Origin of the sequence: Nocardia sp. NPDC004604 (assembly GCF_040609795.1) — a bacterium.
Taxonomy (GTDB): Bacteria; Actinomycetota; Actinomycetes; order Mycobacteriales; family Mycobacteriaceae; genus Nocardia.
Genome location: NZ_JBEXLC010000097.1, coordinates 1 through 11,923 on the forward strand (window position 1 = coordinate 1; position 11,923 = coordinate 11,923).

11 protein-coding genes and 1 pseudogene are annotated in these 11,923 nt (G+C 66.2%); 8 read left to right on the forward strand and 4 right to left on the reverse strand.

Going from position 1 to position 11,923, the window contains the following annotated elements; all coding sequences use genetic code 11:
* Positions 1–155 (forward strand): annotated as a pseudogene (locus ABZW16_RS29430) (stress protein); the annotation flags it as partial.
* A 60-nt stretch (positions 156–215) separates the two neighbouring features.
* Positions 216–1,847, forward strand: coding sequence for a TerD family protein (locus ABZW16_RS29435; protein WP_354959326.1), 1,632 nt, complete (start codon positions 216–218; stop codon positions 1,845–1,847).
* Between the two features lie 172 nt (positions 1,848–2,019).
* Here the strand turns inward: ABZW16_RS29435 and ABZW16_RS29440 are convergent, their stop codons facing one another.
* From ABZW16_RS29440 to ABZW16_RS29450, 3 genes are all read right to left on the reverse strand, one after another.
* A complete protein-coding gene (locus tag ABZW16_RS29440) occupies positions 2,020–3,801 on the reverse strand; it encodes a glycosyltransferase 87 family protein (RefSeq protein ID WP_354959327.1) in 1,782 nt (593 codons plus the stop codon).
* Positions 3,802–3,812: 11 nt separating this feature from the next.
* Positions 3,813–5,993, reverse strand: a complete 2,181-nt coding sequence (locus tag ABZW16_RS29445; protein ID WP_354959355.1) for a transglycosylase domain-containing protein — start codon at positions 5,991–5,993, stop codon at positions 3,813–3,815.
* A 703-nt stretch (positions 5,994–6,696) separates the two neighbouring features.
* The gene (locus ABZW16_RS29450) at positions 6,697–7,116 is read right to left on the reverse strand and encodes a DUF5318 domain-containing protein (RefSeq protein ID WP_354959328.1); all 420 of its coding nucleotides are present in this window, start codon (positions 7,114–7,116) and stop codon (positions 6,697–6,699) included.
* Between the two features lie 114 nt (positions 7,117–7,230).
* Here ABZW16_RS29450 and ABZW16_RS29455 point away from each other — a divergent pair, with 114 nt between their 5' ends.
* Positions 7,231–7,758 (forward strand): DUF1707 domain-containing protein, encoded by a 528-nt coding sequence (locus ABZW16_RS29455; RefSeq protein WP_354959329.1) that lies wholly within the window; start codon positions 7,231–7,233, stop codon positions 7,756–7,758.
* Positions 7,759–8,303: 545 nt separating this feature from the next.
* Positions 8,304–8,714: a DUF4240 domain-containing protein gene (locus ABZW16_RS29460; RefSeq protein ID WP_354959330.1), complete on the forward strand. Its 411-nt coding sequence runs from the start codon at positions 8,304–8,306 to the stop codon at positions 8,712–8,714.
* Positions 8,715–9,387: 673 nt separating this feature from the next.
* Here the strand turns inward: ABZW16_RS29460 and ABZW16_RS29465 are convergent.
* Complete coding sequence (locus ABZW16_RS29465) at positions 9,388–9,618, reverse strand: hypothetical protein (protein ID WP_354959331.1); 231 nt, start codon at positions 9,616–9,618, stop codon at positions 9,388–9,390.
* Positions 9,619–10,158: 540 nt separating this feature from the next.
* Between ABZW16_RS29465 and ABZW16_RS29470 the strand changes: the two genes are divergently transcribed.
* From ABZW16_RS29470 to ABZW16_RS29485, 4 genes are all read left to right on the forward strand, one after another.
* Entirely contained in the window at positions 10,159–11,052 is an 894-nt protein-coding gene (locus tag ABZW16_RS29470) for a helix-turn-helix transcriptional regulator (RefSeq protein ID WP_354959332.1), read from the forward strand.
* Positions 11,042–11,248 carry a DUF397 domain-containing protein gene (locus tag ABZW16_RS29475; RefSeq protein WP_354959333.1) on the forward strand — a complete coding sequence of 69 codons (207 nt, stop codon included), beginning with the start codon at positions 11,042–11,044 and terminating at the stop codon, positions 11,246–11,248. The genes ABZW16_RS29470 and ABZW16_RS29475 overlap by 11 nt, the downstream gene beginning before the upstream one ends.
* Before the next feature lie 79 nt (positions 11,249–11,327).
* A complete protein-coding gene (locus ABZW16_RS29480; protein ID WP_354959334.1) occupies positions 11,328–11,534 on the forward strand; it encodes a DUF397 domain-containing protein in 207 nt (68 codons plus the stop codon).
* 99 nt (positions 11,535–11,633) lie between these two features.
* Complete coding sequence (locus ABZW16_RS29485; RefSeq protein ID WP_354959335.1) at positions 11,634–11,837, forward strand: DUF397 domain-containing protein; 204 nt, start codon at positions 11,634–11,636, stop codon at positions 11,835–11,837.
* Positions 11,838–11,923: the final 86 nt, after the last annotated feature.

An 11,923-nucleotide genomic window follows, 5' to 3' on the forward strand; every position in this document is an offset into this window, starting at 1 on the left:
ACACCCTCGCCGGTGGTATGCCGTTCACCGCGATGGCGATGGCCAAGCTCTTCCGGGTCGGCGGTGACTGGAAGATGCAGGCCCTCGGCGAAGGCTTCCAGGCCAAACATCCGGGCGAAGCGGTTCCGCAGCTGGGCCGGTTCCTCGCCAATTGACCGATACGCGCAGCGACTGCGCGCGAACCGAACAGAACACGAAATAACGGGGCGGACAACGTGATTCAGCTGAAGGCCGGTCAGAATATAGTGCTGACCGGCGATATCGTTCGATTCAGCGCGAAAGCCGGGGCTGCCCTGGATGTTTCCGCGCTCGTCGTCGCGCAGAACCTGCGGGTCTTCGATACCGGCGATTTCGTGTTCTACAACCAGACCGAGACGGCGGGGGTGACGCTATCCGAGGACGGCGTCACCATCCGGCTCGCCGAGGTGCGCGCCGACGCGCAGGCGGTGTTGCTGGTGGTCAGTGCCGATCCGGCCGCACCGGCACCGTCGGGTGGGCTCGGTGCGGTCACCGCCGCACTCGCCGTAGCTGACGTCGCGACAGCGGAATTCGCGATCAATCCGGCTGCCGGGGAGACCGCGCTGATCTGTCTGGAGGTGTACCGGCGCGGGACCGACTGGAAGCTGCGCGCGGTCGGTCAGGGCTATGCGGGTGGACTGGCCGTGCTGCTCACCGCGCACGGCGTCGAGGTGGACGAACCGGCGACGCCGCAGTCCGGCCAACCGGGTCAGCCCAGTGCGGCCGGTCTGCGCGATGCCGACCCGGTCAGCGCTCCGGGACGGGCCAGCGGGCAGGACACCATCAGCGGTCCCGGCACCGGCGACTCCCGCGCGAGCGGTCCGGCGCCGGTCGAGGTGGCGCACGGACTAGAGCGGCTGTGGATGATCTTCGAGGATGCCGCGCGTTCGGCCGCGGCGCTCATCTCCTCGCGGGATTACGCCATGCAGCGGCTGGATCAGGAACTGTCGGCGGCGGTTTCGGATCCGGCCACCAGGAACACCCCGGCCGCCGAGGATGCGCGTCGGTCCGCACAGCGCCGCTGTGACGATCTGATCGCCACCGCCGAGGGCAACCATCTGCGCGATAGCGAACAGCTCATGCGCGAACTCGCCGATGCCGATCGGCAGCTGCCGCCGTCGCTGGCCACCTGGGATTCACCCGCTTGGGATCGGCCGCCGACGCCGAGCGACGGCATCCGGCTCGGCGAGCTCTACGCAATCGAACGTGGGCCGCTGCGCATTCCGTACTGCGTGCCGGTGCCGCTGACCCGCCCGCTGTGGATCGATACCGAAACCACGGCAGCGGCGACCCCGATCGTCGGCGCACTGCTGGCCCGGCTGCTCGCGGCCGATCCCGGTCGGCGCACCCTGGTCGACATGATCGATCTGACCGGCGCGTTCGCGCAGCTCGTCGGTCCGCTGACCCCGGTGCTGAACGGCCCGCCGATCACCGATTTCGGTGAGATCTCGGCGCGGCTGCAGGCCCTGGTCGACGCCGCCGAATTGGCCGAATTGGCGTATTCCAGTGGGAATTTCACCCCGCCGACCGAGCATCGGGTGCTGCTCGCGGCCGACTTCCCGCACGGCTACCAGACCTCGGACGCACAGCGTATCGCCGTACTGCTGATGCGCGGCGATCTGATCGGGCTGTCCACGGTGATCGTCGGCACCGACGAATCCGATTCCAGTGACGGCACCTTGGCCATGCTTTCGCAGTCCTGTCGACATCTGCCGACAATGGACGGCACCCCGCTGTTCGATCCGTGGACCGGCAGCGCGTGGCAGCTGGATCTGGACCTGTTGCCGAGGGAACCGGCCAGGCAGGCGCGCTTCCTGCGCACCAGCTAGCACCCCGTCCATCCAGATCGCTGCCCCACCCCCATAGGCTGCTCGCCGAGCGTAGTCGTACGGCGGTCGAATTCGCCGTATTCGACCGCCACACGACCGCCCCCTGGACCCCAGGGGCGATGCGGCAGGAGCCGTCTGAACGGGGGCCTGGTGGGCTTTTCGGGCGGGTTCGCTAGCGCAGGGCCACTCGCGGCCGCAGCGCCTCGGGCAGCCACGGCAGCAGCGGGTCCGGCGCGCGATCGACGATGCCGCCGACCGGATCGTCGACGAAATCGCGCCGGACCAGATCCTCCTCCGGCCGGTAGATCTGCCGGATGATCAACGCGCACAACCCGAGCACCGCGAGATCGCGCAGCACCACGGTGCCGGTGAACCACTGCTCGGGCAGGCCCTTGCGGTCCAAGCCGAGGTAGTAGAACATGCGCGGCACCCAGACCAGCGCGTCGATGGTCATCCACGCCAGCAGAATTCGGCGATGCGGCAGCGCGAGCACGGCCAGCGGCACCAGCCACAGCGAGTACTGCGGGCTCCACACCTTATTGGTGAGCAGGAAGGCGGCCACCACCAGGAAGCACAGCTGGGCCAGGCGCGGACGGCGCGGTGCGGTGAGCGCGATATAGGCGATCACCGCACAGGCCAGGACGAATACCAGCAGCGAAACCAGGTTCAGAATGGTCGGCTGATGGGTGTGGTCGATCTTGCCGTCGAATCCGTCCCAGCCGGTGAACGAGGTGATGACGTTGTAGATGGAGTCCGGATCGGCGTGCCGAGTGGTGTTGAGCCGGAAGAACTCCCGCCAGCCGTTCGGATACAGCAGCAGGATCGGCAGATTCACCACCAGCCAGGTGCTGGCCGCCGACGCAATGGTGAGCGCGGCCGCGCCGAGTGGGCGGGCGCTGAGAAACTGCAGGCGATACGGGGTTTCGCGGAGCCAGGTCAGCGCGGTGTGCCATCCGGTGATATCGCTGAGGCGCAGGCCCAGGCGTGCGCTCGGCACCCGCTGCAGTGGGTCGGCGCGCAGGCACAGCACCAGGATCGGTCCGAGCAGCAGCAGCGGGTATAGCTTGGCCGCGCCGCCCAGTCCGAGCAGCAGACCCGCGAGTACCGGTCGGCGGCGCGCCCAGGCGAGCAGGCCGGTGGCGGCGAAAGCCGTTGCGAGTGCGTCGAAGTTGGTGAAAATGTGCACGATCACCAGCGGCGAGCAGGCGATCAGCGCGGCATCCCAGACCCGCCGCCCCGCGAGTTGCGCGGAGGCCCATACGGTGACCAGCCAGGCCATGGCCAGGCCGACCGCGACCACATTGAAGTAGATGACCACCTGCAACGCACCGGGCAGCGGTGACGCGTCCCAGGTCTTGGCGACCTGCATCGCCGCATACTGATAGAGCCCGGACAGCACCGGATACTCCATGTACCTGGTCTCCCGGCCGCCGTCCGGAGTCGATTCGGTCCACTGCTTCTTGTACGGGAACGCGCCCTCGTTCAAGCGTTCCGCACCATAGAGCGGCACCGTATCCGAGTAGCACATGGCCACGTACTGGCGGCCGTTGTTCCAGTCCAGGGTGAGCGAACCGTCCGAGGCGGTCGTCTGCTGGATGCAGCCCGCCTTGCTCGCCCAGCCCAGCGCGAGGAAGACCAGCGCGAAGGCGAGCAATACCCGCATCGGGGTCCAGAACCGGACCCGGCCGATCAGCGCGTGGTCACCGACCGGCCCGCCGATGACGGTACTGAGCTGCGCGGTCAGGGAATCGTTGCGGCTGGGCCGATCCCGGCCGTCGCACGAGCGTAGATCGGGTGCGAGCGGCGCGGGCGCGATGTAGTGCGCCGCGCCGCGCGCCTGCTCCGGGGCGCCGGGGTGCTGCGCCCCGGCGGAATGCGTTGTACCGGATTGCATCCCATCGGGCTGCGGCGCGCTCGCGTTTGTCCGCTCGTCCATGAGTTGCGCTTCGGTCACGGCACCCGAGGCTACCGGGTGCGCGTCGGTTGGCCGCCGTTGCCGTTCCCATTGCCGCCGCCGGGTTGGGGTGACCCGGTGGTCGTCGCTAGCGAGCCATCGGAGTTCACCGTCGGCTGCCCGGGTAGCGGCGTCGATTCCGGCTGCTGCTGCTGTTGCTGCGGCTGGCGCTGCTGGGTCTGCGGCTGCACGCCCGGAATCTGGATCGGCCCGAACGGGGTGTCGATGGTGTTCGGAACGATCTGGATCGGCGGTATCAGCGGTACCTCCGTGGTCGAGGGCGGGGTGAACGGCGCCGACCACTCGGGCACACCGGCCTGGCCCTTGATGGGCGCGGGCTTCGGGAAGGTTTGGTTGGGCGTGCCCTGCAGGGCGCCGTCCATGGTGGCCTTCCAGATATCCGAGGGCAGGCCGGAACCGTAGACCATGCCGCCGCTGTAGTTGCGCAGCGCCGAGTTGTCGATCGAGCCGACCCACACCGCCGTGGACAGCGACGGGGTGTAGCCGACCATCCAGGCGTCCTTGTTCTCGCCGGTGTCGCCGAGCTGGGCGGTACCGGTCTTGGTCGCCGACTCGCGGCCGTTGGCCAGGTTGTGGTTGCGCGACCATGCGGCGATCGGCTTCATCGCGGCGGTTACGTTATCCGCCACCGCCTCCGAGACGCGACGTTCGCCAGCCACGTCACCGCGGTCGAGCAGCACCTGCCCGTCGGCGGTCACCACCTTCGTGACGAAGTGCGGTGCGTGGTAGATGCCGGAGGCGGCCAAGGTCGCGTAGGCGGAGGCCATATCGAGCACCCTGGCCTGGTACTGGCCGAGCACGATGCCGTTGTTCGGCGCGGAACCGTCCGGCTCGACGAGGGACTTGCCGACGCCGGGGATGGTGTCCGGGATGCCGAGCTTGTGCGCCATATCGGCAATCTTCGCCGGACCGTTCTGCATATCCAGCTCCATGCGATAGAAGCTGGTGTTCAGCGAGCGCTTCAGCGCCTCGGCGATGGTGCAGGTACCGCACTGCTCGCCTTCCACGTTGGTGATCTTGATGCCGTTCACGGTGATCGGCGAGCTGTCGTACATCTCCGACAGCGGCTTGCCCAGCTCCAGGTTCTCCGCCAGACCGAAGACCTTGAACGAGGAGCCCGGCTGCAGACCTGCATTGGCGAAGTCGTAGCCCTGGCCGTCGTCACCGCCGTAGTAGGCGCGCACCGCACCGGTCTTCGGATCCACCGACACCACCGCGGCGCGCAGCTTCTCCGGCTCGCCCTGCATCTTCTTCTGCGCGGCGTCGACGGCGGCCTGCTGCGCCTTCGGATCGATCGTCGTGGTGATCGACAGGCCAGCGGTATTGAGCTGCTGCTCGCTGATGCCCGCGGCCGACAGCTCCTTGAGCACCTGGGTCTTGATCAAGCCCTCGGGGCCGGAGTCCAAGCTCTTGTCCTTGGTGGTGGACAGCGGGACCACCTGCGGGAACTGCTGGGCCTGGCGCTCCTCGGCTTTCAGATTGCCGCCGGAGACCATGCCGTCGAGCACATAGCCCCAGCGGGTCTTCGCGCCGTCGGGATTCTTCTCCGGATCCAGGCCGGAGGGCTGCTGGATGGTGGCGGCGAGCACGGCGCCCTCGGCGATGGTCAGATCCTGGACCGGCTTGCCGAAATAGGCCTTGGCCGCGGCATCGATGCCGTACGCACCGCGACCGAAGTAGATGGTGTTGAGGTAGGCGGCGAGGATCTCGTCCTTGCTCCATTGGCGCGCCATCTTCGCCGAGATGACCAGCTCGTGCAGCTTGCGGGTCAGCGAGTGTTCGTCACCGACCAGTGCGTTCTTCACGTACTGCTGGGTAATGGTCGAGCCACCGCCCGCGCTCTCCTTGTTGAGCGCCTGATCCCTGGCGGCACGCACGAAGCCGGAGACCGAGAAGCCCGGGTTGGTGTAGAAGTCCCGGTCCTCGGCCGCGATCACGGCATTGCGCACATGCGGCGGAATCTGATCGATGGTCACATCGGTGCGGTTGCCGTCCGGCGGCACCACCTTGCTGATCACCGAGGTGCCGTCGCTGGCGAGGATGGTCGCGACCTGGTTGGTTTTGAGGTCGCCCGGCTGGGGTACCGAAACCGTCGAATAGGCGATCAGGAAGACCACGCTCGGCAGCACGATGGACAGAGCTAGCAGCACATAGATGACCCGGCGCACGATCCTCCAGGGCGACTTCTTCTTGGCACCGGGGCGACGCCCGCCCGGTCCGCCGGAGCCGCCGTCGGCGCCGTTGCGACGCGGCGGTGGTCCCGATGGCGGTGCGCCAGCGGTCGCGCGGCGCTCACCGGTGGTACTTGCGCCATTGGTGCGGCGCGCGCCGGGGCGGTCCTGGCCGGGACGCGGGCTGGCCGGTCGGGGACCGGTGGGCGGGGCCGACCGCCGGTTGCGCTCGGCGACGGCATCGGTCAGCGAACCGGCGCGCCCGTCCTGCGGACGCTCGATCTTCTGCGTGGACTGTGCGCCCGGAGGTGCGTTATTGGGCAGTGGCCGACCCTGCGGCGGGCGACCTTGCGGGGGCGGACCCTGCGGGGGTGGACCGGGGCGCCGGGGCGGCTGCGGTCCGCGCGGCTCGCCATAGCCGCCTTGCGGCGGCTGGCCGCCCTGCGGCGGGCGTGCGCCAGGGCCAGGCCGCTGTCCGGGTGGGGGACCGGGCGGGCGCTGGCCGGGATACGGGTTCGGAGGAGGTGAACTTCGCTGGGTTCGGCCGCCGTGCGGTTCATCGCCGTTGGGGGTCTCGTAGGGCGAATTCACTGACAAGATCTCCATAACTCGTATCGGTCTGCAGGGCGCGGTGCGGCGATCGTCGCCGCGGCGGACGCGTCGAGGCTCCGCGTGTCACCCGACGTGCAGATGACCTGGCACATCATTCGGCTGCGGTGCGCCGGCTGGCCCTGGTGCCAGTGCGACGTCGCGTCGGCGACGGAGCGGTACCGAGCACATAGGACTGCACCAGATGATTCCAGCTGCAGCTCCGGCATACCTCGACGACATGGACCGAGAACTCCTCGCGAGTCTCGGCGAGGCGTATCAGTTCCTCTGGTGTGCGAGCCGAACCCGCCATCGGGCCGAGGCCGTCGCCGTAGACCCAGGATACGAGCGTCAATTGCTCTTTCCGGCAGATAGGGCATGTGACCTCGCTCCCCCGACCGTGGAACTTCGCCGCACGCAAGAGATAGGGATTCGCATCACAAACCTCGGCGACATCGACACGGCCCGCATAGACGTCAGCCAGCAGCGACCGACGCCGGAGGGCGTAGTCGACCACCTGCCGCTGGATTCGCACGAGAACCAGAGTAGCGGTGCCGCGCGCGGGCCGCGCTGGCCTGTGCTGGATCGACCGACCAGTATCGGTTGCCGAACTGGGACAATCCGGGCGTCGGCCCTTTACGATTTCCCTGTGTCCCCCGCAGCATCCGGACGTATGCGCGCGCGTGACCTCGACCGCGCAAACGCGTCCGGTGTGCTGGATGCGGCGTATGCGGAAGGGCAGCTCGGCGCGGATGAATATCGTGATCGCACGGCCGAGGCCGAGGTCGCCAAGACAATCGCCGACCTGGACCGGCTCACCAGCGATCTGCAGCTCCCTTCGGCCGTGCGCGATCTGGTCGCCGATGCGCCGACGCCGACGCGTAACCCCTTGCGCCGCTCCGGAACTACGGGCCGTTATCCCGATCACACCCGAGCCCGCGACGCCGATCGCGACACAACAAGGCAGTTGCTCGACAGCGCCCGAAGTGACGGACAGCTCACCGAGGAGGAACATCAGACGCTCTCGGAATTGGCCGAATCCGCGCGGACGCTCGGCGACCTCGGTGACCTGGTCGACGATCTGCAGCGTCCCGATGACGCACTGGCGGCGCCGCGACCACCGCACTCGAATCGGCGGCCGCTGGTAATCAGGCCGCCGTGTCGTCCGCGGCGGTAGGTGCGGCCGTTATCGCATTTGTACTCACCAGCGGCGTGTCGGATACCGAACGCTGTCGACCTCGGGTCCGAGCAGTCCGATCCATGAGGGTGGGTGCAGTTTCGCACCGATTACCACGTGCCGGCAGCAATGGGTCTGCGTAGTGCGCGCTGTCCAGCCACTGATCCAGTTCCGCCCCACAAACGCGCGCCTCTCCAGAGCACCGATTGCCCCCCCGCAAGCACTTCTGTCGACATCCGATGCGAGCTGGCGCATTTGTGCCGCTCGCCGAGAATGCGCTGGTGCAGGGGTCTTCTCGACGTTTGCCGGCACCAGCGCATGGTGATCACCGGTCCAGGACTGTGTGATGGTGGTGGGGTGCGGTGTGCTCGGGTCCGCGTTCGGGCCGCTCGGGCATGCGCTGGTGTGGGTGTCGTTTGCCGCGGTTGTGGGATCACCGCGTTGTCGGTCGAGGGATCACCGACAGCCCTCGGAGATTGGAACAGGTTGCTCTGTCTACTGGTTGAGGCTGTCGGTCTAAAGGCACCAAGGCGTAATGTGCCGTGGTGGATTGGGAGACGTTCTGGAAGTTGATCGGCACCCTCGATGGCGGAACCGAGATGGAACCGATCGGTCGGCTGACACACTTCCTCTCGTCTCGGCCGCTCTCGGAAATCACCGGGTTCGGCGAGCTGCTTGCCGAGTCGCTGTACCGGCTCGATCTCGAGTGTTTCGGCGCGAACATGTCCGGCGACCAGTTCCTCTATGTACGGGCGGCGGTGGTGGCCGCGGGCCGCGCTGCCTACCAGAGTGTTTTCGAGGACCCGGCCAATTTCGCGGCCTTCGCTGACCGGTGGGGCGAACCGCTGCTCTATGTCGCCCAGCGGGCCTACGAGCGGCAGACCGGCGAAGAATGGGACCGCGATACGCGCTATTCGTTCGAGTCCTACTCGAACCATGAGGGTTGGCGACGCTAGGCTCGCGGCGCGGCTCCTGCTGGCGAGACCTGCACGGAATCGGGCGCGAGCGGGCAGATCGGCATTTCGCGGGATCTGGAACATCCCCTCTCGATACCGTCGCTGTTCCCTCAACTGCCAACGTGGTAGTCCCTCCAACCCGGCAAACAACAGTGGCGGCTTCCGGCGATTGCCCGCATCAGCACATCATGATCACCCGTCCAGGACTCCGCCGCGGAAGCATCCCAACACCGCCGAGCATGCCCAGGCGCCTACATCCCTCAGTGCCTACTCGAGAATGCGTTGGTGCAGGGGTCTCTCGACGTTTACCTGCATCAGTGCATGGTGATCACCGGTCCAGGACTGTGTCGCGGCAGGGCGTGCTCGGGCGGGTGCATCCACGGCGCCCACTCGAGAATGCGCGGGTGTGGGGGACTTTCGGCGTTTGGCTGTGTCGGTGCATGGTGATCGAACGGCAGGAGTGCGGATGGGGTGGGGGTTTGGGGGTCAGCTTTCGGGGCTGAGTTCGGATAGGGTTCCGTCCTCGTTTAGTTCGTACAGCTTTCCGTCTGCGTGTTCGTATAGCGGGTGGCTGTCTACGGGGGCGCGTTCGAGTTTGAGGGGGGTGTCTTCGTGGAAGGCGGCGAGTAGGGCGGCGACTGTTGGATCGATGGCTGATCGGTGGGGGTTGGGTTCAGTCATTTGTGTTGTGCCCCAAAGGGGTTGGGAGGTCTGATCGGGACATCAGGGCGGTCCAGTAGTCGTCGCGTAGGGCGTTCCAGAGGTCGTTGTGGGTGGGGAGTAGTTGGCGGGCGTCGACGAGGTCTGGGGTGGTGTCGAAGAGGATGGTGCCGGGTTGTACGTCGGGGAGTGGGGTGCGGGAGGGGAGGCGGTGGGCGGTGAAGGATTCTTGGGGGAATTGCACGCGGAGGATGCGGGCGGAATTTTGGATCAGTTGCCATACGGCGAGCTTGCTGCCGTCGTGAGTTCGCGTGGTTCGCAGGGAATCTCGGCGCATCACGGCCCCTTTCCGGTGGCACGTCCGATACCGGGGGAATCGTTGGCCCGGCACATGGGTGGTTCTGAGTGGTCTGCCCACTCGTGGATGGCGGTCGCGAAAAGCTCGACCACTTCGGCTGGGGCGCCGCTGTATTCGGCTGGCGGGCCTATGAACGGGTCTCGCTGTGGAAGCTTTCGCTTCGGCATCTGCCGACCTCCCGGACCTCGACGACGATGAGTGCGCCCGGTCCCGCAACCCCTGAATATCTCTGGGCCGGAAGGGGACTGCCTGCGGGGCAAGCTGGCCGTTCTCCCTGCCGGGCGCATATTCAGCACACTCCGTTCGGCTGCTGTCGGGAAGGAGAATCTGGGAACCCAACGAATTGCTCGATTCCCCAGGTTGTTGCCCAGTCGACGTGAGAGCATTTCCCCGCCTGGGAAATTCGACTGCCCTTAGGGGGAAGGCTTGTCCGAAGAGAAAGGCGGCAGCACGCTGCCGCGTCGCCAGCTCGGCCGTCATCTGCGCGAGGCGCGTGAAGCGCTCGGCATGACTCTGATCGAATCCGCGAAGCTTATGGAGTGGGGTAAGAGCAGCGTGCAGCGGCTAGAAAAGGGGCAGACGGAGAAGATTCGAACGCATGACATCCGGCTGCTGTGTGAGCAGTATCAGCTAGGCGCCGAGCGCACCGCGGATTTGATAGCGCTCGCCGAGCAAACTGCGGTGAAGTCGTGGTGGCACGACTACGGAGCGTTGATCACTCCGGCGTTCGATGTGTATATGGGGTTGGAGTCGTCGTCGCGAGAGCTGACCTTCTTCCAGCCATCCGTCGTACCTGGACTACTCCAAACCGCCGACTATGCTCGTGCGCTCGACAGCGTGTTCTTTCCCAACGACTCTGCGGACGAGATCGATCGACGCGTGCAATTACGCGGTCGTCGCCAGGGACACATCACGCGGAGACGACGACCGGCGACATTGTCAGCGGTTCTCCACGAGAGTGTATTGCGGACGGTGATCGGCTCTCCAAAGGTGATGTCCGCGCAGTCACGCCTGCTTGCCGACATCAGTACTCTTCCGACCGTCGACCTTCGAGTGCTGCCGTTCCGGGCTGGATTGCCAGTCGGATGGTCGACTGGCCCATTCGTGATACTCGACTTCGACATGGACAAGAAGGGCAACCCAGAGGAACCCAGTGTGGTCTATGTCGAGAGCTTCACCGGAGGGATCTTCCTCGAGCGGTTGCCCGATGTGAAGCGGTACCGTGACGGATACGGGGTCATTCAGCGCGCCGCGCTCGATACCCAACCCAGCAGAGATCTATTGCGTGCGGTAGCAAAGGAGTACGAAGGTGGGCGTTGACCTGTCCGGCGCGAACTGGTTCAAGAGCAGCCACAGCGGTGGAGGACAAGAATGTGTGGAGGTCGCGCATCTGGGCGGCGGCATGGTCGGCGTTCGTGACTCCAAAAACCCGACCGGACCGGCGCTGGTCTTCACTCCTGGCGAGTGGCAAGCGTTCACTGCTGGCGTGCGGGATGGCGAGTTCGACCGTCGCTGAGCGAACAAACCCATCCACCAGGAAGCGCTGGATGAAAGCAGCAGAAATCTGTTGCGGGACAAGGCAAAGGAGTACCAGCGTGAACGTTGATCTATCCAGAGCCGAGTGGTTCAAGAGCAGTCACAGCGGCGGGGGACAAGATTGCGTGGAGGTGGCGCACTTGGACGGCGGCAATGTCGCGATGCGTGACTCCAAGAATCCGACCGGCCCGGCACTGGTTTTCACGCCTGGTGAGTGGGAAGCCTTTACTGCTGGCGTGCAGGATGGCGAGTTCGATCGTCACTGACCGTGCGAACGCATCCCAGCACCCAGCGCTGGATGGAGCGGCAGCAGAAATTGATTGTTATGCAAGGAAATCTGTTGCTGGGCGAGGCAAGGAGGAAGAGTGAACGTCGACCTGTCCGAAGCCCGTTGGTTCAAGAGCAGCCGTAGCGGTGGCAGCAAGGAATGCGAGGTGGCATTCCTCGACCGGGGCATGGTCGGCGTTCGTGACTCCAAGAACCCCACCGGACCCGCGCTGGTCTTCACCCCCGGTGAGTGGAAAGCCTTCACCGCTGGGGTGGCGGATGGGGAGTTCGACCGGTTCTAACCGGGCGCTGAGAAGCCCCGTCCCTCGTGCGTATGACGAGGTGGCGGGGCTTCTTTCATGTCGGATGGATATGACCTAACAGCTTC